Here is a 26,736-nt window from a genome sequence, read left to right as displayed (position 1 = left end):
TCTCCGCGAAGGCAGTCTGGATTGTTTCGCTGCGCTCGCAATGACGGCGGAGGGTGCGCGCGCCGCTTCCCACGTCCTTTGATGCCCGCTTGACTTACCTATAACTCTGCGGTTATGAATAAACCCATAACTTCCCGGTTATGGATCTCCATGTCCCCCGCCCCCGATATGCTGTTCAGGACGCTCGCCGACCCCACGAGGCGGGCGATCTTCGAGCGGCTGTGCCGCGAGGGCGAGCAGACAGTCGGGGCGCTGACGGTGCGATCCGGCGTTTCGCAGCCGGCGGTCTCGAAGCATCTCGGCGCGCTGAAGCAGGCTGGTCTCGTGCGCGACCGCCATGAGGGACGCCAGACCCATTACAGCGCGCAGCCCGGCGCGCTCAATCCGCTGATCGACTGGACCAGCCAGATGTCGTCGTTCTGGCAGCGGCGGCTCGACGCGCTCGACGATCTCCTGAAGAGGATGGACCAATGACTGAACCGGCGACGGAAACACGCTCCGTGATCGTCGAGCGCGAATTTGCCTTTCCCGCCGAGCGGCTCTGGCGCGCGCTGACGCAGCCGCACCTGATCGAGGAATGGCTGATGAAGAACGACTTCAAGCCGATCGTCGGCCATCGCTTCAATCTGCGCGGCGAATGGGGCGGCGTGCTGGACTGCGAGGTGCTCACCATCGAGCCGCAGAAGACGCTCGCCTATACCTGGAATTTCTCGCATGAGGACGCCGCCTTCGACCTCAGAAGCGTCGTGACCTTCACGCTGACGCCGACCAGCGCGGGCACGCATCTGCGCGTCGAGCAGGCGGGATTCAGCCCGACGCAGAAGCAGGCCTTCGGCGGCGCGCATGCCGGCTGGAAGCAGTTCTTGGCAAAACTGGACGAGGTGCTGGCGCGAGGAGACTAGTTCGTCCGCCGCGTCTATTTCCAGACATTCGCAAGAGAGGACCCAATGAGCACGCAGATGTGGATTCGGCAAATTCATCGTTGGCTGTCGATGGCGTTCACGCTTGCCGTCATCGCCAACATCGTCGCCATGATCATGCAGCTCCAGGCCGTGTGGATCGGCGTCCTGGCGCTCGTGCCGCTGATTCCGCTGCTCGCGACGGGGCTGTATCTGTTCGCGCTGCCCTATCTCAACCGCAGCAACGCCTGAGGCAAGAGGATGAAGAAGCCCGTGACCGCAAAGAAGGTTGGCGCGACGGAAGCGAATGAAGCCTCGCCCTCCAAGCTGATCGACAGCAGGATCAAGGAGCTCGGCGACTGGCGCGGGGACATGCTGAAGCGGATCCGCGCACTGATGAGGGAAGCCGACCCCGACGTCGTGGAAGCGTGGAAATGGCGCGGCGTTCCCGTGTGGGAGCACGACGGCATCATCTGCACCGGCGAGACCTACAAGGAAGTGGTGAAGCTGACCTTTGCCAAGGGCGCGGCACTCGATGACCCCTCAGGCCTGTTCAATTCCAGCCTCGACGGCAACGTGCGGCGCGCGATCGACATTCGCGAAGGCGAGAAGATCAACGAGAAGGCGTTGAAGGCGCTGATCCGCGCGGCGGTGGAGCTGAATGCGAGCAAGGCGAAGAAGGCGGCGAAGCGACCGGGATAGAAGTGCCGGCGTCTCGCCACACCGACGCCTCTCTCCGTTCCCTCCCCCCTTGTGGGGGAGGGTCAGGGAGGGGGGGCCACACGGGGATTCTGTCTGTCGGCACCGCCTCCCGGCGCATCGTCAGCAACCGGCACCTTTTGCTGGGCTACCCCTCTCCCTAGCCCTCCCCCACAAGGGGGGAGGGAACGCACCGTCGTCGGAGCGCTAGTCGAGTTTCACCTCAGAGGAAAATTCCCTCACGCCACCGCGGCGGCGATCGGGCGCGGGCTCACGACGTATTCGCGCAGGACCTTGTCGTTGGCATCGACCTCGATCAGCGCGACGTCGTAAGTCCAGAGATCGGCGAGGTGCTGCAGCACCCGTTTGGCGTCGGTCTCGTTGAGCTGCGAGCCCTTGATGACGTGGTGATGCAGGATCAGGCGGCGGTCGCCTGAGAGATCGACGTCGACCACCTCGATATTGGCGTCGATGTAGCCGACATCATGCTGCCGTGCCAGCTCGCGGCGGACGCGGCGGAAGCCGCGCTCGTCGTGGATGGCGTCGACCCTGATGCCGGCGCGCTCCTCGGGATCGTCGTGCAGGTGGAACATGCGGAAGTGCCGCATCAATTTCGGGCTCAGGAACTGCGCGATGAAGCTCTCATCGCGGTAGTTGGCCCAGACGTCGCGCAGCACGCCCATCACGTCGTTCTTGCCGGCGATGTCGGGGAACCATTCGCGGTCCTCGTCCTCCGGCCTGGTGACGATACGCTCGATGTCCTGCATCACGGCAAAGCCGAGCGCGTAAGGGTTGAAGCCGGAGAAGCGCGGATCGTCGAACTCGGGCTGGAACACCACATTGGTGTGCGAGCCCAGGAATTCGAGGAAATTGCCGTCGGTGATGCGACCCTGCTGGTGCAGCTGGGTCATGATGCGATAATGGACGTAGGTCGCCGTCCCCTCGTTCATCACCTTGGTCTGGCTCTGCGGATAGAAATATTGCGCGATGTGGCGGACGATGCGGAGCAGCTCGCGCTGCCACGGCGCTAGGCGCGGCGCGCTCTTCTCCAGGAAGTAGAGCAAATTCTCCTGCGGCAGGCCGAGCAGCTTGCGGCGGCGCTCGATGCTGAGCGCAGAGCGGGTCTTGCTCTTGCCGGCCGGCACGGTGCGCCAGAGATCGTTGAAGACCTCTTCCTCGTGCTGACGGCGTCGCCCGGCACGTTTCTCCTCGGCGCGCAGGTCGAGCTTCTTCTTGCCGGGATAGCGGTCGATGCCGTGCGACATCAGCGCGTGCGCAGCATCCAGGGTGCGCTCGACCTCGGTGCGGCCGTAACGCTCCTCGCATTGCATGACGTAGTTCTTGGCGAAGTCGAGATAGTCCAGGATGCCGTCGGCGTCGGTCCACTGCTTGAACAGATAATTGTTCTTGAAGAAGTGGTTGTGGCCGAAGGCGGCATGCGCGATCACCAGGGTCTGCATCGTCGCCGTGTTCTCCTCCATCAGATAGGAGATGCAGGGCGAGGAGTTGATCACGATCTCGTAGGCAAGCCCCATCAGGCCCTTGCGATAGGACGCCTCGTGGAAGGCGAAATGCTTGCCGAACGACCAGTGCTTGTAGAACAAGGGCATGCCGACCGACGAATAGGCGTCCAGCATCTGCTCGGCGGTGATCACCTCGATCTGGTTCGGATAGACGTCGAGCCCAAGATCCTTCAGCGCCACCTCCTCGCAGGCATCGGTGATGCGCTGCAAGGTGTGGAAATCCCAATCCGCGCCTTCGAACAATCGTTCCGTCATGGAGCGGCCTTCTCCTGGGAAGTTTCGCGGCGCTGAAACAGATCGTGGAACACCGGAAAGATCTCGCTGCGCTCCGAGACCTTGCGCATCGAGAGCGGTGCGCCGCTGTTGCGCAGGCGCTCATAGAGGCTCCAGAGCGAGGAATCGGAGAGATCGAAGGCGCTGCCGCCGGACTCCCCGACCTCGAGATAGGCAAAGAACTGGCAGACCGGCAGGATCTTGTCGGTCAGCAGCATGCCGGTGAGCTCGCCGTCGGAATAGGAATTGTCGCCGTCGGAGGCTTGCGCGGCGTAGATATTCCAGTCCGCCGGGTTGAAGCGCTCGCGCACGATCTCGTGCATCGCCTGCAGGGCGCTGGAAACCAGCGTGCCGCCCGAGGCCGGGCCGTAGAAGAAGGTCTGCTCGTCGACCTCCTCGGCACGGTCGGTGTGGCGGATGAAGACGATCTCGACGTGCTTGTAGCGGCGCTTCAGGAACACGTAGAGCAGCATGTAGAAGCGCTTGGCGAGATCCTTCATGTGCTCGGACATCGAGCCCGAGACGTCCATCAGGCAGAACATCACCGCCTGCGCCACCGGCCGCGGCACCGTCTCGAAGCGGCGGTAGCGGATGTCGATCGGATCGATGAAGGGAATGCGCTTGGATTTCGCCTTGAGCTTCTCGAGCTGGGCGAGCAGCACCTCACGCTCGTCCTCGTCGGTGCAGGCCGCGATCGCAGCTTCCAGCTCTTCGATCTCGTCCTTGCGGGGACGCTTGAGCGCGATGCGGCGGGCCAGCGCGAGCTTCACCGTCCGGCTCACCGAGATGTTGGCGGGCGAGCCCGACGTGGTGTAGCCGGCACGCTGGATGCCCTCGCTCTCGGTCTGCGCGATCTTGCGCTTGGCAAGATCGGGCAGCTCGAGATCGTCCAGGAACAGATCGACGAATTCGTCGCGGGAGAGCACGAAGCGGAACGCGTCCTCGCTGTCGCCCTCGCCCGGGCCGGAATCCTTGGCGCTGCCCTGGCCGGAGCGCTGCAGATAATCGCCCTCGATAAACTTCTTGTTGCCGGGCAGCACCATGTCGCGCGTGCCGCCTTCGCGGCGGAAGCGCGGCTCGTGCATGCCGTCGAGGGGGATCGTGACCTCGCCCCCCTCCAGGACGTCCTTGATGTCGCGCTCCTGCGAGGTCTTCTTGACGGCGCCCTGCACCAGGGATTTGGCCCGACGCAAGAACCGCTGGCGGTTCTCAAGACTCTTGCCGCCTGGATTCAGGCGCCTGTCAATAATGTGAATGGGCACTTTACCATTCGCCTCCCATCCGCCTCAACCGGCCTGCTTCACGCGCATGTACCATTCGACGAGCCGGCGAACCTGACGCTCGGTGTAGCCACGCTCCACCATGCGTGCGACGAACTCGCCGTGCTTCTTCTCCGTCTCGCCGTCCTTCTTCGACCCGAAGGAGATGACCGGAAGCAGGTCCTCGACTTGCGAGAATATCCTCTTTTCGATCACGTCGCGAATCTTCTCGTAGGAGGTCCAGGCCGGATTTTTGCCACCATTCTGGGCCCGCGACCGTAACGAGAATTTGACGACCTCGTTGCGGAAGTCCTTGGGGTTGGCGATGCCCGCCGGCTTCTCGATTTTCGTCAGCTCCTGGTTCAAAAGCTCGCGATCGAGCAGCTGGCCGGTGTCGGGATCCTTGAAGTCCTGGTCCTCGATCCAGGCGTCGGCATAGTCGACGTAGCGATCGAACAGGTTCTGGCCGTAATCCGAGTAGGATTCCAGATAGGCCTTCTGGATCTCGTTGCCGATGAACTCGGCATAACGCGGCGCGAGATCCGCCTTGATGAATTCGAGATAGCGCTTCTCGACTTCCTCCGGCAGCTGCTCCCTGCGGATCGCCTGCTCCAGCGCGTACATCAGATGCACGGCGTCGGCTGCAACCTCCTGCGGATCGTGGTTGAAGGTCGCAGCCAGGATCTTGAAGGCGAAGCGGGTGGAAACACCGTCCATGCCCTCGTCGACGCCCGCGGCGTCGCGATATTCCTGGACGCTGCGCGCCTTCGGGTCGGATTCCTTCAGGCTCTCGCCGTCGTAGACCCGCATCTTGCCGAACAGGGTGGAATTCTCGTGCTTGCGCAGGCGCGACATCACCGAGAACCGCGCCAGTGTCTCCAGCGTCGACGGCGCGCAGGGCGCCGCGGCGAGCTCGGAGCCCTGGATCAGCTTCTCGTAGATCTTCTGCTCTTCGGTGACGCGCAGGCAGTACGGCACCTTGATCACGCAGATGCGGTCGATGAAGGCTTCGTTGTTCTTGTTCGCCTTGAAGCTCGCCCACTCGGCTTCGTTGGAATGCGCCAGGATCACGCCGGTGAACGGGATCGCGCCGATATTCTCGGTGCCGATGTAATTGCCCTCCTGCGTCGCGGTCAGGAGCGGGTGCAGCATCTTGATCGGCGCCTTGAACATCTCGACGAACTCGAGCACGCCCTGGTTGGCGCGGTTGAGGCCGCCGGAATAGCTGTAGGCGTCGGGATCGTTCTGGGCGTAGGTCTCGAGCTTGCGGATGTCGACCTTGCCGACCAGCGAGGAGATGTCCTGGTTGTTCTCGTCACCCGGCTCAGTCTTGGCGATGCCGATCTGACGCAGCCGCGACGGCTGGATCTTCGCGACCCGGAACTGGGAAATGTCGCCGCCGAAGGCTTCCAGCCGCTTGTAGCACCATGGGCTCATCAAGCCGGTGAGACGCCGGCGCGGAATGCCGTATTTCTCTTCCAGCATCGGGCCGAGCTGTTCGGGATCGAACAGGCTGAGCGGGCTCTCGAACACCGGGGAGAGTTCGTCGCCGGCCTTGAGCACGTAGATCGGATGCACTTCCATCAGCGACTTCAGCCGCTCGGCGAGCGAAGACTTGCCGCCGCCGACCGGCCCGAGCAGGTAGAGGATCTGCTTGCGCTCTTCGAGGCCCTGCGCCGCATGACGGAAGAAACCAACGATGCGCTCGATGGTTTCTTCCATGCCGTAGAACCCGGCGAAGGCCGGATAGGTCCGGATCGTGCGGTTCAAAAAAATACGGCCAAGGCGTGGGTCCTTGGCCGTGTCAATCGTCTGAGGTTCACCGATCGCTGCTAGCAGTCGTTCGGCCGCGTTCGCGTATTTCATGGGATCGCTTCGACACGATTCCAGATATTCCGCCATCGACATGTCGTGCTGGCTTCTCGCCTCGAACGACCGAGCGAAAGCGTTGAATAGAGAATCGTTGTACATGATCCCTCTCCGCGTGAGTTCCGCTACAAGCTGAAACGAAAGCAGTTACCGGACCGTTCCTCAGGCCATTTCGAATCAGCGTGAGCACATGACGATCATTGGACACCCGGGTGCCGACACGACGCAACGCACAACGTAGGCACTCATTGAGTTACGAACAGGCACCTGCCCGTAATTTGTGCGAATCTCCGTCTATATTGGCTCATTTCCAGAAAATGTCACTTGCTCGCAACATCCGGGCATTACCGGGGTTACACGTTCATCCGGCGTTGCAGCATAGCGATCCGCCAGCGGCGATCTTGTGACGCTTGTACGGCGAAGCCTTGAGCGCCGTCTTGGAAAGCCGCGTTCATCTTCCTGATCGAATCCCCGGGCAGAAATTCCTGGCCGATGCGGAGATCGCGGATGCCGAAGGGATTGACCACGGCCACCGCGCCGCGCTGGGTGGGGAGCATCCGGATCAGCCCGATCGTCATCAAGGCGAGCGCCGCGACGCCGGCATGTCCGGCCACCGTGCCGTATTCGCCAAGACCATCCCACCAGTCGAAGCCGAGGGTCGCACTGAGCAGGGTCATCGTAAAGCCCGCCGCGACCAGCAGTCGCAGCAGGGTCCTCCATGGGCTGATTTCGAGATCGTGCGATCCGTCGACGGATCCGGCTTGGCCGCCCGGCGGCGCAGTGTTGCCGACAGCCATCGCCAAGCCTTCGATCGCCAAGCCTTCGATCGCCAAGCCTTCGTGACGAGCGGGCATGCTTTCCCCCAGCACGGCCATTCGCGACCCCGACGACTTTTTGCGCGACAACCTCTACTGCCGCCCGGATCGCCATGATCGCGACGGAGTTACACTGGAGGGTAGGACGCCTGTACCCTTGATTGGTTCCCTCCCGGGAGCAGGTAAGCTAGAGGATAGCGCGTCAGGACCGGCGCGGAAACCCCTCGCCCGCAGGCTTGGAGATAAATAAGCATCATGAATCCCGTCAAAGAGCTGGAAAAGCACGGACAAGCCGTCTGGCTGGACTTCCTGGCCCGTGGCTTCATCGCCAAGGGCGACCTGAAGCGGCTGATCGACACCGACGGCGTCAAGGGCGTCACCTCCAATCCCTCGATCTTCGAGAAGGCGATCGGCAGCTCGGACGAATACGATGCCCCGATCGGCAAGGCGCTGAAGCGCGGCGACCGGACGGTGGCCGATTTGTTCGAGGCCGTCGCGGTCGAGGACATCCAGAACGCCGCCGACGTGCTCCGCCCGGTCTATGACCGCCTCAAAGGGGGTGACGGCTATGTCAGCCTGGAAGTCTCGCCCTATCTCGCCATGGACACATCGGGCACGGTCGCCGAAGCGCGGCGGCTGTGGAAGGACGTTGATCGCAAGAACCTGATGGTAAAGGTGCCGGCGACGCCCGAGGGCCTGCCGGCGATCGAGACCCTGATCGGCGACGGCATCAGCATCAACATCACGTTGCTGTTCTCCAGGGCGGTCTACCTCCAGGTGGCCGAAGCCTACATCGCCGGTCTCGAGAAATACGTCGCCGGCGGCGGCGACCCCTCGCATGTCGCGAGCGTGGCGAGCTTCTTCGTCAGCCGCATCGACTCCGTGGTCGACAAGCAGCTCGACGACAAGATCGCCCGCGCCAACGACCCGTCCGAGAAGGAGCGGCTCGCCGCGCTGAAGGGCAAGATCGCGATCGCCAACGCCAAGGTTGCCTACCAGGACTACAAGCGCCTGTTCTCGGGCCCGCGCTGGGACAAGCTCGCCGCCAAGGGCGCCAAGCCGCAGCGCATGCTGTGGGCCTCGACCGGCACCAAGAACAAGGATTACAGCGACGTCCTCTATGTCGAGGAGCTGATCGGCCCGGACACCATCAACACGGTGCCGCCGGCAACGCTGGACGCGTTCCGCGACCACGGTAAGCCGCGCGACAGCCTGGAGGAGAACGTCGACGAGGCGAGGCGCGTGCTCGAAGAGCTGGAGCGCTCCGGCATCTCGCTCGACGCCATCACCGAGGAGCTGGTCAAGGACGGCGTCAAGCTGTTCGCGGACGCCGCCGACAAGCTCTACGGCGCGGTCGCCCACAAGCGCGCCACCGTGCTCGCGCCGGCGCTTGATCGGCAAGAGCTCTCGCTCGGCGACGGCCTCGGCAAGGCCGTGGCCAAGAGCACGGAGGAATGGCGGGCGTCCGCCAAGATCCGCAGGCTGTGGCAGCGCGACAAGTCGGTGTGGACCGGCGCCGACGAGGACAAATGGCTCGGCTGGCTCGACAGCCCCGCCAAGGCCGACGTCGCCGATTACGAGGACTATGCGGGCCGCGTGAAGGGCCAGAAATTCTCCGACGCCGTCGTGCTCGGCATGGGCGGATCGAGCCTCGGCCCCGAGGTGCTGGCCGAGACCTTTGGCAAGAAGCCCGGCTTCCCGAAGCTGCACGTGCTGGATTCGACCGATCCGGCCGAGGTCCGCGCGATGGAGGCGAAGATCGACATCGCCAACACCGTGTTCATCGTCTCCAGCAAGTCCGGCGGCACCACCGAGCCGAACGCGATGAAGGACTATTTTCATCAACAGGTTGCAAAGGCGGTGGGTGCGAAGGTGAAGACCGGCCACCGCTTCATCGCGGTGACCGATCCCGGCTCCTCGCTGGAGAAGGCGGCGAAGAAGCTGAGCTATGCCCGCATCTTCCACGGCGAGCCGTCGATCGGCGGCCGCTATTCGGTGCTGTCGCCGTTCGGCCTGGTGCCGGCGGCAACCGCCGGTATCGACGTCAAGACCTTCGTCAAGCATGCGCTCTCGATGGCCCGCTCCTGTGGACCGGACGTGCCGCCGAGCGAAAACCCGGGCGTGCAGCTCGGTCTCGCCATGGGCCTCGCCGGCCTCGAGGGCCGCGACAAGGTGACGATCCTGGCCTCGAAGAAGATCGCCGATTTCGGCGCCTGGGCCGAGCAGCTCATCGCCGAATCGACCGGCAAGGAAGGCAAGGGCCTGATCCCGATCGAGGGCGAGCCGCTGGGCGACCCTTCCGTCTACGGCAACGACCGCTTCTTCATCGACATCCGCATCGAAGGCGAAGCGGACGCCGCCCACGATTCCAAGCTCGCCGCGATCGAAGCGGCCGGCCATCCCGTGGTGCGCATCGTCATGAAGTCGATCGACCATCTCGGCCAGGAGTTCTTCCGCTTCGAAATGGCAACCGCCGTGGCGGGCTCGATCCTCGGCATCAACCCGTTCGACCAGCCGGACGTGGAAGCGGCCAAGATCAAGACCCGTGAGCTCACCGCCGCGTTCGAAAAGACCGGCGCGCTGCCGGAAGAGCAGCCGGTGATCAGCACCGACGAGGCCGATCTCTACACCGACGAGGCCAACGCCACCGCGCTGCGCGCCGCCGGCGCCAATGGCGACCTCACCTCGTGGCTGAAGGCGCATCTGTCGCGCTCGGGCCATGGCGACTATGTCGCGCTGCTCGGCTACATCGCGCGTGACAAGGCGACGATCGATGCGCTCCAGGCCATGCGGCTGGAAGTGCGCGAGAAGCGGCACGTCGCGACCTGCGCCGAGTTCGGGCCGCGCTTCCTGCACTCGACCGGACAGGCCTACAAGGGCGGACCCGACAGCGGCGTGTTCCTCCAGATCACCGCCGACGATGCCAAGGACCTCGAGGTGCCGGGCCAGAAGGCGAGCTTCGGCGTGATCAAGGCCGCCCAGGCGCGGGGCGATTTCGACGTGCTGACCGAACGCGGCCGGCGCGCGCTGCGCGTGCACCTGAAGGGCGGGCTCAAGAAGGGCCTCGCCGCGCTCAATGCAGCGCTCAACGACGCGCTGAACTAGGGAATATTGCCAATGCAACTCGGCATGATCGGCCTCGGCCGGATGGGCGGCAACATCGTTCGCCGCCTGATGCGCCAGGGACATTCGACCGTGGTCTACGATAAGGACGCCAAGGCCGTCGCGGGCCTTGCCGCGGACGGCGCAGTCGGCTCCGCCTCGCTCGAGGACTTCATCTCGAAACTCGAGCGGCCGCGCACGGCCTGGGTGATGCTGCCGGCCGGCCACATCACAGAGACGACGATCGACACGATCGCCGGCGTGATGCAGGAAGGCGACGTCATCATCGACGGCGGCAACACCTTCTGGCAGGACGACGTCCGCCGCGGCAAGGCGCTGAAGGCCCGCGGCATCCACTATGTCGACGTCGGCACCTCAGGCGGCGTCTGGGGGCTCGACCGCGGCTATTGCATGATGATCGGCGGCGAGAAGACCGTGGTGGACCGGCTCGACCCGATCTTCGCCGGGCTCGCGCCCGGCGCCGGCGACATTCCACGCACGGAGGGACGCGAGGGCCGCGATCCCCGCATCGAGCAGGGCTACATCCACGCCGGCCCCGTCGGCGCCGGCCATTTCGTCAAGATGATCCACAACGGCATCGAATACGGCCTGATGCAGGCCTATGCCGAAGGGTTCGACATCCTCAAGAACGCCAATATCGAGGCCCTGCCGGCGGATCACCGCTACGATTTCGACCTCGCCGACATCGCGGAAGTGTGGCGGCGCGGCAGCGTGATCCCGTCATGGCTGCTCGACCTCACCTCGACCGCGCTCGCCGACAGCCCGCAGCTGTCGGAATATTCCGGCTTCGTCGAGGATTCCGGCGAAGGACGCTGGACCGTGAATGCCGCGATCGACGAGGCCGTACCGGCCGAAGTCCTGACCGCCGCGCTCTACACACGTTTCCGTTCCCGCCAGGAACACACCTTCGCCGAGAAAATTCTCTCCGCGATGCGCGCGGGATTCGGCGGCCACAAGGAGCCGAAGCAGCCGGGCACGAAGCCGAAATAAGACGTAACAAGCGAAGGCTCATCATTCGTGACAAAAGATCCGCAGCCAAAGCGCAAGCCTGAGAATTGCGCCTTCGTCATCTTTGGCGTGACCGGCGACCTCACCCATCGGCTGGTGATGCCGTCGCTCTACAATCTCGCCGCCGAGAACCTGTTGCCGGAAAAGTTCTGCGTCGTCGGCGTCGGCCGCAAGCGCCAGTCGGATGACGAGCTGCGCGACAGCCTGATGACGGGCTTGCGCGAATTCGCGACGCGGCCGGTCGACGACGACGTCGCAAGACAGCTGCTGCAATGCGTCACCTTCGTCGAGGCCGATCCGAAGGACCCGCCGTCGTTCGACCGCTTGCGCGAGCACCTGGACTCGCTGGAGTGCTCGCAAGGCACCGGCGGCAACCGCCTGTTCTACCTTGCCACCCCACCGGCCGCGTTCGCGCCGACCGCGCGCGAGCTCGGTCGCACCGGGTTGACGAAGGAGAACGGCGCCTGGCGGCGGCTGGTGATCGAAAAACCGTTCGGCACCGACCTCGCTTCGGCGCGCGCGCTCAACGCCGAGCTCTTGAAGATCATGGAGGAGCACCAGATCTACCGGATCGATCATTATCTCGGCAAGGAGACGGTGCAGAACATCCTGGTGCTGCGCTTTGCCAACGGCATGTTCGAGCCGATCTGGAATCGCAACCACATCGACCACATCCAGATCACGGTGGAGGAGAAGCTCGGTGTCGGCCATCGTGGCGGCTTCTACGATGCGACCGGCGCGCTCCGCGACATGGTGCCGAACCATCTCTTCCAGCTGATGTCGCTGGTCGCGATGGAGCCGCCCGCGCGTTTCGATGCGCATTCCGTGCGCTCCGAGAAGGCCGAAGTGCTCACCTCGATTCAGCAGCCGAGCCGGGAGGAAGCCTTGAGAAATTCGGTGCGCGCGCAATATCTCGCGGGGCGGATCGGCGACGAGGAGATCCCGGACTATCACAAGACCGAGGACGTCAAGCCCGGCAGCACCACCGAAACCTATGTCGCGCTGAAGCTGATGATCGACAATTGGCGCTGGGCCGGCGTGCCGTTCTATCTGCGCACCGGCAAGGCTCTGGCGCACAAGCGCACGGAAGTTGCGATCAAGTTCAAGCAGGCGCCGCTTTCGATGTTCTCGGGCACGACGATCGATCGCCTGTCGCAGAACTTCCTGACCATCGGCATCGCACCGACCGAGACCATCGAGCTCCAGTTCAACGCCAAGATCCCGGGGCCGAGCGTCACCATCGACGGCGTCGAGATGAAGTTTCGCTATGGCGACTATTTCCGGGCCGATCCCTCGACCGGCTATGAGACGTTGATCTACGACTGCATGATCGGCGACAACATCCTGTTCCAGCGCGCCGATGGCATCGAGGCCGGATGGCAGGCGGTGCAGCCGTTCCTGGACGCCTGGAAAAGCGCGGGCACCAACGGCATCGAGACCTATGAAGCCGGCAGCGACGGGCCGAAATGCGCCGACGAGCTGCTGCGGCGCGACGGGCGAAGCTGGCGGAAGTTTACGTGATGGCCGCGGCGGCCCAGCCGAAGCTGATCGTGGAGGCCGACGCCGAGGCTCTGGCGCGGGCCGCGGCCGAGCGGGTGATGGCACGGATCGCGGCCAATCCCGGCCGCATCGCCATCTGCCTGACCGGCGGCTCCAGCCCGAAGAAGCTCTATCAATTGCTGGGCAGCGAGGCCTGGCGCGGCAGGGTCCCGTGGCAGCGCGTGCACTGGTTCATCGGTGACGAGCGCTTCGTCCCCGCGAGCGATCCCCTCAACAACATGGCGGTCGCGCGCGCGACGTTTCTCGACCGCAACGCAGCCTCGAGCCACATTCACCCGATTCCGACCGCGACCGAGACTCCCCAGCAGAGCGCCGAAGCCTATGCGCGCGAGCTGCAAGCCTTCTACGGCTCCGAGAGCCTCGATCCCTCGCGGCCGCTGTTCGACCTGGTCCTGATGGGCGCGGGACCGGACGGCCACACCGCTTCGCTGTTTCCCGGCTTCCCCGAAATCGAGGAGGGCGAACGCTGGGTCGTTGGGGTGCCCAGGGCCAATGTCGCGCCTTTTGTGCCGCGGGTCTCGCTCACCCTGCCCGCTTTGGCGTCCTGCCGCGAAATGCTGTTCGAGATTGCCGGGCGCGACAAGCAACCGATCTTGACGCGCCTCCTCAATGGCGAGACTTTGCCGGCCTTGCGCGCGCGCTCGGCTGGCGAGACCGTCTGGCTGGTCGATAGGGCCGCGCTTCCGGAGGGCATTCGTGGGCCGCGTTGAAGCACCTTGTGCGTTGATCGTGATGGGCGTGTCGGGCTCGGGCAAGAGCACGATCGCCGAAGCGCTCGGCCAGCGGCTCGGCTGGCGCTTCGAGGACGGCGACAGCTTCCATCCCGCCAGCAATGTCGAGAAGATGCGGGCCGGCCACCCGCTCACCGACGAGGACCGCTGGCCCTGGCTCAATGCCATCGCCGACGAGATCGGGCGGGTCTGCGGACGCGGCGAGCACATCATCATCGCCTGCTCGGCGTTGAAGCACGTCTACCGCGACGTGCTGCTGCGCGGGCGCGACGACGTCCGCTTCGTCTTCCTGAAAGGCACCCGGGAGCTGATCGCCGAGCGGCTCGCGCACCGCAAAGGCCACTTCATGCCGCCCGGGCTGCTGACGAGCCAATTCGAGACGCTGGAGCCGCCCGAGGCGGGCGAGCACGTCATCACCGTTTCGATCGACGAAACCGTCGAGGCGATCGTGGACGGCATCGTACGGCAACTGAAACTGGGCGGCACGAACCGCTGAGGCGCGAGAAACGTTAGGGCCTGTCATGACGCAAATCTCACTCGTGGTGTCCGACGTCGACGGCACGCTGCTGACCAAGGACAAGACGCTGACGGACCGCGCGAGGGGTGCGGTGCAGCGGTTGCACAAGGCCGGCATCGGCTTCACCATCACGTCCAGCCGTCCCGCGATCGGCATGCGCTTCCTTATCGAGCCGCTGGCGCTCTGGCTTCCGGTCGGCCCCTTCAACGGCTCCTCGATCGTCGACCCGGAGATGCGGCCGGTCGAGCAGCACCTGATTCCCGCGAGCGCGGCCGAGCGGTCCTTGCAGATCCTTCGCGAGTTCGGCGCCGACATCTGGCTTTTCACCACCGATAAATGGCTGATCGACAATCCCAGCGGACAATACGTCGCGCATGAGCGGCACACGATCCGCTCCGACCCGACCATCGTGACGGATTTTTCGCCCTACCTCGCAAGCGCCTGCAAGATCGTTGGCGCCAGCGCCGACGCTGCCCGCCTCGCGGCTTGCGAGAAAGCGATGCAGGAGGCGCTCGGCAGCGAAGCCAACGCGGTACGTTCGCAGACCTATTATCTCGACATCACCCCGCCCGGTTTCGACAAGGGCACTTTCGTGAAGGCCATGGCAAAGCGCCTGGGCATCGGCACCGACGCGGTCGCCACCATCGGCGACATGCAGAACGACCTTGCGATGTTCGCCGTCAGCGGCACCTCGATCGCCATGGGCAACGCCGCCGACAACGTCAAGGACCAGGCGACGCACGTCACCGCGACCAACGAGCAGGACGGCTTTGCGGAAGCGATGGAGATGATCCTGAAGCGGAACGGGGTGGGCTGAGCTTCGATAGCCTCAGCACTGCTGCATGTGGGAAGAACTCAGCGCGATTGGTGCTTGTGGCCATCCTTCGAGATGCCCGCCATTGGCGGGCCCTCAGGATGAGGACCGAGTGCGTTGCGCTAGTTTCAACGAGTACCGATGCCGCTTAGCCTCATCCTGAGGAGACCGCGAAGCGGTCGTCTCGAAGGACGAGGCGCGCGCTCAGGCCGCGTAAGGCGCCACATGGATGGCGGGGACGAAACGGAAAGAGAGCCGCCAGCTTCACTTCGACCGCTGCATCGCCGGCTTCTCGCTCTTCTGCCTTGCCGCGGACAGATTGTGCGCGGTGTTGACCAGCGCGATGTGGGTCAGCGCCTGCGGGAAATTTCCGGTCTGGCGCCGGGCGACTGAATCGTATTCCTCGGCGAGCAGACCGAGGTCGTTGGCGATGCCCGCCACGCGGTCGAGCAGGCCTTGCGCCTTGTCGAGATCGCCTGACAGCACATGAGCATCGGCCAGCCACAATGTGCAGGCCAGGAACGCGCCTTCGAGCGGCGGCTGCCCAGCGGGCAGCTCGCGCGGATCGTGCCGCAGCACGAAGCCGTCGCGCATCAGGCACTTCTCGACCGCCGCGATGGTGCCGCGGATGCGCGGATCGGACGCCGGCAGGAAGCCGACCGCCGGCAGCAGCAGCACGCTGGCATCGAGCAGCTTCGAGCCGTAGGACTCGACGAAGGTGTTTTCGTCCGCGTCGAAGCCGTTGTTGCAGACGTCGCGATGAATGGACTCGCGCAAGGCCTGCCAGTGCAGCAGCGGTGCCTTGAAGCCGAAGGTCTCGGCACTCTTGATGCCGCGGTCGAAGGCGACCCAGGTCATGACCTTGGAGAAGACGTAGTGCCTGGGCTGGCCGCGCCGCTCCCAGATGCCGTGATCGGGCCGGTCCCAGACCTCCGCGAGATGGTTGAGCACCGCGCATTCCAGCGCCCATGTCGTTTCATCGTCGAGCTTGAGCTTGGCCATGCGGGACTGGTGGAAGGCGTCGATCAACTCGCCGTAGACGTCGAGCTGGAGCTGCGCATGCGCGGCGTTGCCGACGCGCACCGGCTTTGCGCCCTCGTAGCCGTCGAGCCAGCCGGCCTCCCATTCCAGGAGCCGGCGTTGGCCCCAGATGCCGTACATGATCTGCATGTTCGCCGGCGAGCCGGCCGCCGCGCGCAGCAGCCAATTGTGCCAGGCCAGGGCTTCCTCGGTGTAGCCCGAGTTCATCAGCGCCAGCAGCGTGAAAGTGGCATCGCGCAGCCAGCAGAAGCGGTAATCCCAGTTCCTGGTGCCGCCGAGCTTTTCCGGCAATGACGTGGTCGGCGCCGCGACGATGCCGCCGGTCGGGGCGAAGGTCAGCGCCTTCAGCGTGATCAGCGAGCGCATGATCAGATCGCGATAGTCGCCGTCGCGGGTGCAATGGCCGCACCAATCCCGCCAGAATGTCTCGGTCTCCTGAAGCGCGATTTCCGGATCGATCGGCGCGGGCGGCGGCAGATGCGAGGGGCCATAGGTCAGCACGAAGGGTACGGTCTCGCCCGCGCTCACCTCGAAGTCGGAAACCGTGGTCAGGTCCTCGCCACGGGTCTCGACCGGCGTGCGCAGCACCGTCATGTCCTGGCCGGCGATTGCCATCAGGGAATGGTCGATCCGCCGCACCCAGGGAATATCGGCGCCGAAGCCGAAACGGATGACGAGCTCCATCCGCATCTTCACCGTGCCCTTGACGCCGCGCACCAGCCGCACGACGTCGGATGCCTTGCCGCGCGGCGGCATGAAGTCGATCAGCGCAACGGTGCCGCTCTTCGTCTCAAAACGCGTTTCGAGGATGAGGGTATCGCCGAGATAACGTCGCGATGTCTTGGTGACGTCCCCGCTCGGTGCGATCAGCCAGCGGCCGTTCTTGTGGGTGCCGAGAATGGCGGCAAAGCAGGCGTCGGAATCGAAGGCCGGCCAGCACAGCCAATCGATCGAGCCGTTGCGCCCGACCAGCGCCGCGGTCTCGCAATCGCCGATCAGCGCATAGTCCTCGATTCTCTGAGACAATGTCGTGCGAGCCTGAGATGCCCCGGCCGGTCAACTCCCGCCGTTCAATGAACGTTCCCGCGTTGCCGCTCGCAAGGCCTTGAGGTTGACTTTCGAGGCGATCTTGTCGAGTGGGACGGGAAGACGCTGGCGCCAGTTCGGATGTTCGTCGATCGTTCCGGGAATGTTGGGCTGGTCGATCACGCCGAGCAGATCCTCCATCGACACAGCGAGCAGCCGCGACGGCGTGCGCGACAGGAAGGCGAGCACCGAATAGAGGTCGTTGGCCTTGATGCCGTTCTGTCGCAGGATCTCGTCGAGCCTGCCGAGCGCATCCCAGCGCGCCTGGTCGTTCTCGCCGGGATCGAGCCCGAGCGAGCGCTTCATCTTGAGGTCGCCGAAGGAGCGCCAGCCGGCATAGGTCGACAGGTCATGCGTATTCAGCGTGACGAGCGCATTGGGCCGGTAATGCTCGACGTTGCGGAAGCGGCCGGTCTCGTCGCGCTCGAACATCATGACGAGATAGGACCAGATGCCGAAATCCTGCATCATCTCGCGGAAACCTTCCGGCACGGTGCCGAGATCCTCGCCGATCACGATGCATTTGTGGGCCGCGCTCTCGCGTGCCACGACGCCGAGCAGCGCCTCGAACGGCATCTGCACATAGGCGCCGTTGTCCGGCTTGAAGCCGCGGGGCACGAGGTAAAGCCGCTTCAGGCCGAGCACGTGATCGAGCCTGATCGCCCCGGCATGGCGCATTGAGGCCGCCAGCATGTCGGCGAACGGCACGAAGGATTGCGCCTCGAGGCCGCCGGCGTTGAAGCCCGCAAGGCCCCAGTCCTGGCCGATGGTGTTGAGCACGTCGGGCGGCGCGCCGACGGCGAGATGGCGGGAGATCGCCATCTGCTCGTTCCAGGCATCGAAGCCGTTGGACTGCACGCCGACGGCGACGTCGAGATAGAGCCCGACGCGCATGCCGAGCTGGCTGGCGAGCTCCTTGGCGGCATGCAGCTGGTTGTCCGCGGTCCATTGCACGAATTCGACGAATTCGACCTCGCGCTTGTCGGGTCCGTTGCGCAGCCCAGCGCATTTGGCCTCGTCCGGTTGCTGCCATTCCGCCGGCCATTCCCACCACGGCGCAGCGAAACGATGGCGCAGCACCTCGAAGCAGGCGAAGCGGGACAACAACGGCGCGCGGGCGGCGCGGAAGGCGTCGAACGCCTTGCGGCGCGCTTGGCTCGCGCTCGCCACGAAGCTGTTGAACGCGGCGCGCAAGGCCAGCCATTTCAACGCCGCCATGTCGGCGTAAGGCACGCGATCGCCTTGGCGCAGACGGGCAGCGGTCGCGGCCGCGTCGGGCACGAGGTCCGCCGAGAATTCGGGAATGGCCTCGACGTCGATATAGAGCGGATTGAGGAACAGCCGGCTGTTCGGCGAATACGGACTACAGTCGGACGGATGGTCGTCGAACAGAACGTGCAGTGGATTGAGCCCGACGCCGTCGGCCCCGAGCTGCTTGGCGAGCCGGACCAGATCGGCGAGGTCGGTGAAGTCGCCGATGCCCCAATTGCGGTCCGAACGGACGCCGTAGAGCTGCACGGCGAGCAGCCAGCCGCGGTCGAAATCGCCGCCGAAGGCCCGCTCGGGCGCCACGATCATCGGCACCACTTCGGTCACACCTTCGGCATCGGTCAGCGTCAACCGGTGATAACCGAGCGGTAGGCCGGCGGGCCAGGCGATCACGGGCTCGCGTGTCTCGCCTTGGGCTGTCGACTTGCCGTTTGCGGTCAATTTCCATTGCAGCGGCGGCGCGCCGATGGCCGCCAATTCCGTGCGCGGATGCCCGAGCGCGCGAACCACGACCGGCCCGTTGACGAAGCGGTAGACCCGCTTTTCCGGCAGGGCGTCGAGGATGGACTTCAGGGCCACGGGGTCGGTGACCCGCAGCTTTCCGAGCGCATCAATGAATTCGGATTGAACGCCCTTGATCCGGGCTTGTGCTAAAAGATCCATACGGCACGCAGCTTGCAGGCCATTCTGTGGCCGGGGGCATCGATTTTAACGAGGCAGCGGAAGACGTTAGTCTGGGTCAACTCACAAACCACGCCTGCCGTTCCCAGGGGGAACTAATGACACACAAGCGGCTTTCTATATAGGTATCAAGCGTAGGTTCCCGACAAGGGAAACGGGCCCCTGCTTTCTTGTCAATGGCATCACCGTGAACAAGACAATTCAAACTGTCGAAAGTGCCGCAGCCGGCAGCGCTTTCCTCGTCGAGGACGTCTATCCCGCGATCGATTGCGGCCGCTTCGCCGTGAAGCGGATGGCAGGCGATCGCGTCGAGGTGTGGGCCGATGTCTACCGCGATGGCGACGCCGTGATCGGGGCCGCGCTGCTCTGGCGCCCCGAGCAGGACCGGGATTGGCGGCGCGAGCCGATGATCCATCAGGGCAACGACCGCTGGTCCGGCGCTTTCACACCGGTGGAGCCCGGCCAATATTTCTATGCGATCGAGGCCTGGACCGACGAGTTCGCCACCTGGTCCCACGGCATCGCGCGCAAGCAGCGAACGGGCGCCGACGTCAGCCTCGACGCGCTCGAGGGTGCCAGCCTCCTGACCAAGGCACACGGCGCGCCACAGGCCGCGGCGACGATCATTGTCAGACAATGCGAGGATTATCTTCAAACCGGCGAGGTCAGCTCGCTGCTGGCGACCGAGCTCGGCAATGCCATGGCCGAGAGCCAGTCCCGTCCCGACCTGACCCGCTCGCAGTCCTTCCCGCTTGTCGTCGATCGCGACAGAGCGCGGTTCGGCGCCTGGTATCAGATGATGCCGCGCAGCCAGAGCCCGATCCCCGGCCGGCACGGCACGCTGCGCGACTGCATCGCACGCGTGCCCGACATCGCGGCGATGGGATTCGACGTGCTCTATTTCACGCCGATCCACCCGATCGGCCGCAGCCGCCGCAAAGGCCGCAACAATGCGCCGGTGGCGAGCGAAGGCGAACCCGGCTCGCCCTACGCGATCGGCGCCGCCGAGGGCGGCCACGACGCGCTGCATCCCGAGCTCGGCACCATCGAGGACTTTCGCGCGCTGGTCGCGACCTGTCTCGAGTACGGCCTCGAGCTGGCGCTCGACTTCGCGGTGCAATGCTCGCCGAACCATCCCTGGCTGACGCAGCATCCGGAATGGTTCAAATGGCGGCCGGACCGCTCGGTGCGGACGGCGGAGGGACCCTATTCGGACATCGTGATTCCCGATTTCGCCTCGGTCGACCGCATCGGCCTGTGGAACGCCTTTCGCGACGCCATGCTGTTCTGGATCGACCACGGCGTCACCATCTTCGCCATCGACAATCACGACACCGCGCCGTTTGCGTTCTGGGACTGGCTGATCGGCGACATCCGCCGCCGGCATCCCGAGGTGATCCTGTTCTCCAAGACGTTTGCGCGGCCAAAGCTGATGAAGGGCCTCGCCAAGCTCGGCTTTGCACAGTCCTTCACCTATTTCCCCTGGCGCACGTCGAGGGGGGAGCTGGAGCAATATCTCGGCGAGCTGACGCGCTATCCCGAGCGCGACTTCTATCGTCCGAACCTGTTCGTCAACACGCCCGACCTGCTGCCCTATCATCTCCAGAGCGGAGAAGCCTGGGCGTTCAAGTCGCGCGTTGCGCTGGCGGCCACGTTGTCGGGCAGCTACGGCGTTTACAGCGGGTTCGAGCTGCTCGAACACGAAGCGATCCCCGGCCGCGAGGAATATCTGGATTCCGAGAAGTACCAGATCAAGCAGCGCGACTGGGACCAGCCCGGCAACATCAAGTCCTACATTGCCGAGCTCAACCGCATCCGCAACGACAACGCCGCGCTCCAGCAAACGGCGAATTTGCGTTTTCTAGGCGTTGAAGACGGCGAGACCATCGCCTTCGTCAAGGAGGCGGCTGAGCCCGCCAACATTGTCGTGATCGTGATCGCACTCTCCGGCCGGTTGCGCGAATGCTGGCTGCCGCTCGGCGACGTCACCGTTGACGCCGGCGGGCAGCGTCACCATGTGACGACACTCGAAAACCTCCTCACCGGCGAACGGTCCCGCATCGAATGGGGCGGGATCAGGGTGCGTATCGATCCCGACCGCGATCCGGCGCTCTTGTTCCGCTGCCTGGCGTAAGGGGCACGCCATGAATGTTCTATCTTCCGTCGACACCCAGAAGGCCGAGGCTGCCGAGATCGTGGACGAGCTCTGGTACAAGGACGCCATCATCTATCAGCTGCATGTCAAGGCCTTCGCCGACAGCAACAATGACGGCATCGGCGACTTCGTCGGACTGACCGAGAAGCTGCCCTATCTGCAGGAGCTCGGCGTCACCGCGCTGTGGCTGTTGCCGTTCTATCCCTCGCCCGGCCGCGACGACGGCTACGACATCGCCGATTACGGCTCGGTCAATCCCGATTTCGGGACCATGAAGGACTTCAAGCGCTTCATCCAGGAGGCGCAGAAACGCGGCTTGCGCGTCATCACCGAGCTCGTGGTCAACCACACCTCGGACCAGCACAAATGGTTCAAGCGCGCGCGCCGCAGCCATCCCGGCTCGAGCGCCCGCAACTGGTATGTCTGGAGCGACACCGACCAGAAATACCAGGGCACGCGCATCATCTTCACCGACACCGAGAAGTCGAACTGGACCTGGGACCACGAGGCCGGCGCGTTCTACTGGCACCGGTTCTTCTCGCACCAGCCGGACCTCAATTTCGACAATCCGCGCGTGGTCAGCGCGCTCATCCAGGTGATGAAGCGCTGGCTGGACGCCGGCGTCGACGGCTTCCGGCTGGATGCCATTCCCTATCTGTGCGAGCGCGAGGGCACCTCGAACGAGAACCTTCCCGAGACGCATGCCATCATCAAGCGCCTGCGTCAGGAGCTCGATTCCTACTCCAAGGGCAAGCTGCTGCTCGCCGAGGCCAATCAATGGCCGGAGGACGTGCAGGAATATTTCGGCCGTGGCGACGAGTGCCACATGGCCTATCACTTCCCCTTGATGCCGCGCATCTACATGGCGATCGCGCAGGAGGACCGCTTCCCGATCACCGATATCCTGCGTCAGACGCCGGACATTCCGGCGAGCTGCCAATGGGCGCTGTTCCTGCGCAACCATGACGAGCTGACGCTGGAGATGGTCACCGACGTCGAGCGCGACTATCTCTGGACCACCTACGCCAACGACCCCCGCGCCCGCATCAATGTCGGCATCCGCCGGCGCCTCGCGCCGCTGATGGACAACGACCGGCGCAAGATCGAGCTGATGAACTCGCTGCTGCTGTCCTTCCCCGGCACGCCGATCATCTATTACGGCGACGAGATCGGGATGGGCGACAACATCTATCTCGGCGACCGCAACGGCGTGCGCACGCCGATGCAGTGGAGCCCGGACCGCAACGGCGGCTTCTCGCGCTGCGACCCGGCGCGCCTCTACGCGCCGCTGATCATGGATCCGGTCTACGGCTACGAATCGGTCAACGTGGAGGCGCAGTCGCGCAGCCTGTCGTCGCTGCTCAGCGCCACCAAGCGGCTGATCGCGGTCCGCAAGTCGACGCTTGCCTTCGGCCGCGGCACCATGACCTTCATCCGCCCGGCCAACCGCGCCGTGCTGGCCTATGTCCGGCAATATCGCGACGAGGTGATCCTCTGCGTCGCCAATTTGTCGCGCGCCGCGCAAGCCACCGAGCTCGACCTGTCGCCGTGGAAGGACCGCATCCCGCAGGAGATGCTCGGCCGCACCCGCTTCCCGGCGATCGGCGAGCTGCCCTACATGATCACGCTGGGGCCCTACGGCTTCTACTGGTTCCAGCTTCAGGAGCGCGACAAGTCCGAGCCGGTGACACCGCGCGCGGTGCCGGAATTCGAGACGCTGGTGGTGCCGGTGAATTCGAACTGGGTGTCGTTGGCCCGCGAGCGCGGCGTCTTCGAGCGTGACGTGCTGCCGGGATTCCTGTCACGCACAAGGTGGTATCACGAGCACAATCCCAAGCACATCAAGACCGTGCTGACCTCGGCCGTGCCGTTCTGCGACATCGGAGACAACCGGCCCTGGATTGCGTTCTTCGAGACCAAGCAAGCAGACGTGGCGACACGCTACGTGATGCCGCTCCAGATCGAATGGGTGCGCTTCGACCGCGAGCGCTTCAACCCGAAGGCGCTCGCCGCCGTGCGCCAGGGCGCGCGCGAAGGCACGCTGCTTGACGTCGCGACCGACCAGATCTTCATCGGCCTGTTCCTGCGCAATTTGTCGCAGAATTTGGTGGTGGAGGAAAACAATCTGCGGCTCGAATTCAAGGCGACCAGCCGCTTCGCCGATTACACCATCAAGGAGCCCGAGCGCATCCGCGCGATCGAGCAGTCCAACAGCACCGCTCTGGTCGACAACCAGTATGTCGCCAAGATCTACCGCCGGCTCGAACGCGGTGTCAGCCCCGAGATCGAGATCGGCCATTATCTCACCGAGGTCGTGCGCTTCGCCAACACGCCGGCACTGCTCGGCAGCGTCGAGCTGGTCGAGGGCGACCGGCACAGCGCGCTCGGCGTGCTGCATGCCTATGTCGAGAACCAGGGCGACGGCTGGACCGTGACCACGGGCTATCTCGATCGCTATATCGACGAGCAGCGCGTGTTGTCGGCCGATGAGATGCCGCGCGAGACCCAGGAGCAGGCGCCCTATCTGCATTTCATCGCGCAGATCGGCCGGAGGCTCGCCGAACTGCACGTCGCTCTCGCCGCGGCAAAGTCGGACGATCTCGCCCCGGTGCCGATCGACTCTGCCCAGACCAAGGCCTGGGTGTCCGACCTCAAGGCGCGTGCCGAGCGGGTTCTCGATCGGCTGGCCGACAGCCGCGACGGGCTGCGGGAGGCAGACCGGCCGCTGATCGACCGGCTCACCGCGATGCGGAGGAGCCTGTCCGACGACCTGAACGCGCTCTTGCCTTCCGGGATGGGCGGGTTGAACATCCGTCATCATGGCGACTTCCGTCTCGGGCAAACTCTGATCGTGAAGGACGATATCTTCATCATCGACTTCGACGGCGACCCACGCCAGCCGCTGGCCGACAAGCGGCGCAAGCTGCCTGCCGCGCGCGACGTCGCCAGCCTGATCCGCTCGATCGATGCTTCGGTCAATGCGGCGCTGGGCCACGCGCTCACGGGCGCTTCCGACGAGCAGGGCCGGCTCGCGGCCGCGCTCGACGAATGGCGCGAGCGAGCCGCTGCAACCTTCCTGTCCAACTATCGCGAAGCCATGACCGATCGCCGGCTATGGCCGGCGGACCGGCAGTCCGCGGAAGGCCTGTTAAGATTTTTCCTGCTTGATCAGGCCTTCAATGACGTAGAGTACGAGCTGTCCCACCGGCCTGAGGGGCTCCATGCGCCGCTGACCGGACTGCTTCGCATTCTGTCCAGTACCGAGAGCGAAGCCCATGCCTAAACTTCCTGCCGAGGCCTATGCGATCATCGAGGGCCGCCACTCCGATCCCTTCCACTATCTCGGGCTGCATCCCGAGGGCGGCAAAAGCGTGGTGCGCGCGTTTCTGCCCGAGGCCTCCAACGTCGAGGCGGTCGGCGAACATGGCGAGGTCGCGCCGCTCGACCGCGTGCACGATGCCGGGCTGTTCATCGGCAATCTGCCCAACGGCTCGAAGCACTACCAGTTGCGCGTGAAATTTGGCAACAACGTCGTCGAATTCGAGGACGCTTACCGCTTTCCGCCGATCCTGACCGATTTCGACCTCTATTTGCTCGGCGAGGGCACCCACCAGCGGCTCTATGACAAGCTCGGCGCCCATCCGATGCGGCTCGAGGGCATCGACGGCATCGGCTTCGTCGTGCTGGCGCCGAACGCACGGCGCGTTTCCGTGGTCGGCGATTTCAATTTCTGGGACGGGCGGCGCCATCCGATGCGGGTGCGCGGCGCCGGCTATTGGGAATTGTTCATCCCGCACGCCAAGGCCGGCGATCACTACAAGTTCGAGATCATCGGGCCGCATGGCCACCTGCTGCCGCTGAAATCCGATCCGATGGCGTTTGCGAGCGAAGTCCGTCCGAAAACGGCCTCCATCGTGTTCGACGAGGCCCATCTGCCGCGGCCGCGTCCTGCGCCGGACGGCATCAACGCGCTGTCGGCGCCGATGTCGATCTACGAGGTCCATCTCGGCTCGTGGCGACGCAAGAACGGCGGTGAATGGCTGAGCTATCGCGAGCTGGGCGAGCAGCTGCCGGCCTACGCCCGCGACATGGGCTTCACCCATCTCGAATTCCTGCCCGTGAGCGAGCATCCGTTCGACGGCTCGTGGGGTTATCAGCCGACCGGCCTCTATGCGCCGACCAGTCGCTTCGGGACCCCCGAGGATTTCGCCGCCCTGGTCGATGCCTGCCACCGCGAGGGCGTCGGCGTGCTGCTCGACTGGGTGCCGGGTCATTTCCCCGACGATCCGCACGGGCTCGGAAGTTTCGACGGCACCGCGCTGTACGAGCACGCCAACCCGCTCCAGGGCCGCCACCTCGACTGGGGCACGCTGATCTACAATTACGGTCGCACCGAAGTGACCAACTTCCTGGTGTCGAACGCGCTGTTCTGGATGGAGCGCTATGCCATCGACGGACTGCGTGTCGATGCCGTCGCGTCCATGCTCTATCTCGACTACAGCCGGCCACCCGGCGCGTGGATCCCGAACCAGTATGGCGGCCGGGAAAACATCGAGGCGATCAACTTCCTGCGCCGCTTCAACACCGAGGTCTTCGCCCGCTTCCCGCAGGCGACCACGGCTGCGGAGGAATCCACCGCCTGGCCGCAGGTCTCGCGTCCGGTCGAGTTCGGCGGGCTCGGCTTCGGCTACAAGTGGAACATGGGCTGGATGCACGACACGCTGAACTACATCAGCAAGGATCCGATCCACCGCAAATACCATCACGACGAGATCCTGTTCGGCCTGCACTACGCGTTCTCGGAAAACTTCATCCTGCCGCTCTCGCATGACGAGGTCGTGCACGGCAAGCGATCGATCCTCGGCCGCATGCCCGGCGACGAGTGGCAGCGCTTTGCGAATTTGCGCGCCTATTACAGCTTCATGTTCGGCCATCCCGGCAAGAAGCTCCTGTTCATGGGCGCGGAAATCGCGCAGAGCCGCGAATGGAATCACGACCAGTCGCTCGACTGGCACCTGCTCGACTACAAGTACCATTCCGGCACCCAGGCGCTGATCCGGGACCTCAACCGCCTCTATCGCGCGGTGCCGGCGCTGCACCAGATGGACTGCGACCAGGCCGGCTTCGAATGGCTGATCACGGATGACGCCAACCGCAACGTGTTCGCCTGGCTGCGCAAGGGGTTTGACGAGCACGCGCGCTGTCTCGTGGTCGTCAACTTCTCGCCGAACGTCTATCAGAACTATCGCGTTCGCGTGCCCTTTGCCGGCAAGTGGAAGGAAGTGCTCAACTCGGATTCCGCCCACTATGGCGGCAGCAATGTCGGTAATATCGGCGAAGTCCATGCCGAGGGCGGCGAGCTCCGCCTCACCATTCCGCCGCTCGCCGCGATCTTTCTCGTTCCGGAAAGCTGA

The 26,736-nt window shown here is 64.5% G+C and carries 19 protein-coding genes; 13 read left to right on the top strand and 6 right to left on the bottom strand.

Annotated features, from left to right (window positions below):
- Positions 1-150: 150 nt before the first annotated feature.
- From E4K64_RS06455 to E4K64_RS06440, 4 genes are read left to right on the top strand one after another with little or no spacing between them, the layout of a single operon-like run.
- Positions 151-474, top strand: coding sequence for an ArsR/SmtB family transcription factor (locus E4K64_RS06455; protein WP_135162710.1), 324 nt, complete (start codon positions 151-153; stop codon positions 472-474).
- Positions 471-902: an SRPBCC family protein gene (locus E4K64_RS06450; protein WP_126255143.1), complete on the top strand. Its 432-nt coding sequence runs from the start codon at positions 471-473 to the stop codon at positions 900-902. Before E4K64_RS06455 ends, E4K64_RS06450 begins: the two co-directional genes overlap by 4 nt.
- Before the next feature lie 45 nt (positions 903-947).
- Positions 948-1,151, top strand: a complete 204-nt coding sequence (locus E4K64_RS06445) for a hypothetical protein (protein ID WP_167771843.1) — start codon at positions 948-950, stop codon at positions 1,149-1,151.
- Positions 1,152-1,160: 9 nt separating this feature from the next.
- The gene (locus E4K64_RS06440; protein WP_135162708.1) at positions 1,161-1,601 is read left to right on the top strand and encodes a DUF1801 domain-containing protein; all 441 of its coding nucleotides are present in this window, start codon (positions 1,161-1,163) and stop codon (positions 1,599-1,601) included.
- 236 nt (positions 1,602-1,837) lie between these two features.
- Here the strand turns inward: E4K64_RS06440 and E4K64_RS06435 are convergent, their stop codons facing one another.
- From E4K64_RS06435 to E4K64_RS06420, 4 genes are all read right to left on the bottom strand, one after another.
- The gene (locus tag E4K64_RS06435) at positions 1,838-3,376 is read right to left on the bottom strand and encodes a SpoVR family protein (protein WP_135162706.1); all 1,539 of its coding nucleotides are present in this window, start codon (positions 3,374-3,376) and stop codon (positions 1,838-1,840) included.
- Positions 3,373-4,650, bottom strand: a complete 1,278-nt coding sequence (locus E4K64_RS06430) for a YeaH/YhbH family protein (RefSeq protein WP_209311948.1) — start codon at positions 4,648-4,650, stop codon at positions 3,373-3,375. The genes E4K64_RS06435 and E4K64_RS06430 overlap by 4 nt, the downstream gene beginning before the upstream one ends.
- Before the next feature lie 30 nt (positions 4,651-4,680).
- A complete protein-coding gene (locus E4K64_RS06425; protein WP_135162703.1) occupies positions 4,681-6,624 on the bottom strand; it encodes a PrkA family serine protein kinase in 1,944 nt (647 codons plus the stop codon).
- A gap of 251 nt (positions 6,625-6,875) precedes the next feature.
- Positions 6,876-7,397, bottom strand: a complete 522-nt coding sequence (locus tag E4K64_RS06420; RefSeq protein ID WP_135162702.1) for a hypothetical protein — start codon at positions 7,395-7,397, stop codon at positions 6,876-6,878.
- A gap of 195 nt (positions 7,398-7,592) precedes the next feature.
- Between E4K64_RS06420 and E4K64_RS06415 the strand changes: the two genes are divergently transcribed.
- Genes E4K64_RS06415 through E4K64_RS06390 form a run of 6 tightly spaced genes read left to right on the top strand, consistent with a single transcriptional unit; the run spans position 7,593 to position 15,093 of the window.
- The gene (locus tag E4K64_RS06415) at positions 7,593-10,442 is read left to right on the top strand and encodes a bifunctional transaldolase/phosoglucose isomerase (RefSeq protein WP_135162701.1); all 2,850 of its coding nucleotides are present in this window, start codon (positions 7,593-7,595) and stop codon (positions 10,440-10,442) included.
- A gap of 12 nt (positions 10,443-10,454) precedes the next feature.
- A complete protein-coding gene (gnd, locus tag E4K64_RS06410) occupies positions 10,455-11,450 on the top strand; it encodes a phosphogluconate dehydrogenase (NAD(+)-dependent, decarboxylating) (protein WP_135162700.1) in 996 nt (331 codons plus the stop codon).
- Between the two features lie 27 nt (positions 11,451-11,477).
- Entirely contained in the window at positions 11,478-12,989 is a 1,512-nt protein-coding gene (gene zwf, locus E4K64_RS06405; RefSeq protein ID WP_135162699.1) for a glucose-6-phosphate dehydrogenase, read from the top strand.
- On the top strand, positions 12,989-13,738 hold the full coding sequence (gene pgl / locus E4K64_RS06400; RefSeq protein WP_167771842.1) for a 6-phosphogluconolactonase: 750 nt from the start codon (positions 12,989-12,991) through the stop codon (positions 13,736-13,738). Before zwf ends, pgl begins: the two co-directional genes overlap by 1 nt.
- Entirely contained in the window at positions 13,725-14,255 is a 531-nt protein-coding gene (locus E4K64_RS06395; RefSeq protein ID WP_126255133.1) for a gluconokinase, read from the top strand. The genes pgl and E4K64_RS06395 overlap by 14 nt, the downstream gene beginning before the upstream one ends.
- Before the next feature lie 25 nt (positions 14,256-14,280).
- Positions 14,281-15,093 (top strand): HAD family hydrolase, encoded by an 813-nt coding sequence (locus E4K64_RS06390; RefSeq protein WP_135162698.1) that lies wholly within the window; start codon positions 14,281-14,283, stop codon positions 15,091-15,093.
- 261 nt (positions 15,094-15,354) lie between these two features.
- Here E4K64_RS06390 and E4K64_RS06385 read toward each other — a convergent pair whose 3' ends face one another.
- Positions 15,355-17,157 carry a glycoside hydrolase family 15 protein gene (locus E4K64_RS06385; RefSeq protein ID WP_135162697.1) on the bottom strand — a complete coding sequence of 601 codons (1,803 nt, stop codon included), beginning with the start codon at positions 17,155-17,157 and terminating at the stop codon, positions 15,355-15,357.
- Between the two features lie 30 nt (positions 17,158-17,187).
- Positions 17,188-19,149 carry a 4-alpha-glucanotransferase gene (gene malQ / locus E4K64_RS06380; RefSeq protein ID WP_135162696.1) on the bottom strand — a complete coding sequence of 654 codons (1,962 nt, stop codon included), beginning with the start codon at positions 19,147-19,149 and terminating at the stop codon, positions 17,188-17,190.
- Positions 19,150-19,354: 205 nt separating this feature from the next.
- Between malQ and E4K64_RS06375 the strand changes: the two genes are divergently transcribed.
- The 3 genes from E4K64_RS06375 to glgB are packed head-to-tail and all read left to right on the top strand — an operon-like array spanning position 19,355 to position 26,736.
- Positions 19,355-21,301, top strand: coding sequence for a maltotransferase domain-containing protein (locus E4K64_RS06375; RefSeq protein WP_135162695.1), 1,947 nt, complete (start codon positions 19,355-19,357; stop codon positions 21,299-21,301).
- Positions 21,302-21,311: 10 nt separating this feature from the next.
- A complete protein-coding gene (gene treS, locus E4K64_RS06370; RefSeq protein ID WP_135162694.1) occupies positions 21,312-24,605 on the top strand; it encodes a maltose alpha-D-glucosyltransferase in 3,294 nt (1,097 codons plus the stop codon).
- On the top strand, positions 24,598-26,736 hold the full coding sequence (gene glgB / locus E4K64_RS06365; protein WP_135162693.1) for a 1,4-alpha-glucan branching protein GlgB: 2,139 nt from the start codon (positions 24,598-24,600) through the stop codon (positions 26,734-26,736). The genes treS and glgB overlap by 8 nt, the downstream gene beginning before the upstream one ends.

Origin of the sequence: Bradyrhizobium frederickii (genome assembly GCF_004570865.1) — a bacterium.
GTDB classification, from domain to species: domain Bacteria; phylum Pseudomonadota; class Alphaproteobacteria; order Rhizobiales; family Xanthobacteraceae; genus Bradyrhizobium; species Bradyrhizobium frederickii.
Note: the sequence above shows the minus strand (reverse complement) of the source record. Positions and strands in the feature narration are given on the sequence as shown.

What these genes read in the sequence shown, in the direction of transcription:
- E4K64_RS06445 (WP_167771843.1), top strand. Translation starts at nt 948, where the DNA reads ATGAGCACGCAGATGTGGATTCGGCAAATTCATCGTTGGCTGTCGATG.
- E4K64_RS06435 (WP_135162706.1), bottom strand. Translation starts at nt 3,376, where the DNA reads ATGACGGAACGATTGTTCGAAGGCGCGGATTGGGATTTCCACACCTTG.
- E4K64_RS06450 (WP_126255143.1), top strand. Translation starts at nt 471, where the DNA reads ATGACTGAACCGGCGACGGAAACACGCTCCGTGATCGTCGAGCGCGAA.
- E4K64_RS06415 (WP_135162701.1), top strand. Translation starts at nt 7,593, where the DNA reads ATGAATCCCGTCAAAGAGCTGGAAAAGCACGGACAAGCCGTCTGGCTG.
- gnd (WP_135162700.1), top strand. Translation starts at nt 10,455, where the DNA reads ATGCAACTCGGCATGATCGGCCTCGGCCGGATGGGCGGCAACATCGTT.
- pgl (WP_167771842.1), top strand. Translation starts at nt 12,989, where the DNA reads ATGGCCGCGGCGGCCCAGCCGAAGCTGATCGTGGAGGCCGACGCCGAG.
- glgB (WP_135162693.1), top strand. Translation starts at nt 24,598, where the DNA reads ATGCCTAAACTTCCTGCCGAGGCCTATGCGATCATCGAGGGCCGCCAC.
- E4K64_RS06425 (WP_135162703.1), bottom strand. Translation starts at nt 6,624, where the DNA reads ATGTACAACGATTCTCTATTCAACGCTTTCGCTCGGTCGTTCGAGGCG.
- treS (WP_135162694.1), top strand. Translation starts at nt 21,312, where the DNA reads ATGAATGTTCTATCTTCCGTCGACACCCAGAAGGCCGAGGCTGCCGAG.
- E4K64_RS06420 (WP_135162702.1), bottom strand. Translation starts at nt 7,397, where the DNA reads ATGGCCGTGCTGGGGGAAAGCATGCCCGCTCGTCACGAAGGCTTGGCG.
- E4K64_RS06390 (WP_135162698.1), top strand. Translation starts at nt 14,281, where the DNA reads ATGACGCAAATCTCACTCGTGGTGTCCGACGTCGACGGCACGCTGCTG.
- E4K64_RS06455 (WP_135162710.1), top strand. Translation starts at nt 151, where the DNA reads ATGTCCCCCGCCCCCGATATGCTGTTCAGGACGCTCGCCGACCCCACG.
- malQ (WP_135162696.1), bottom strand. Translation starts at nt 19,149, where the DNA reads ATGGATCTTTTAGCACAAGCCCGGATCAAGGGCGTTCAATCCGAATTC.
- E4K64_RS06440 (WP_135162708.1), top strand. Translation starts at nt 1,161, where the DNA reads ATGAAGAAGCCCGTGACCGCAAAGAAGGTTGGCGCGACGGAAGCGAAT.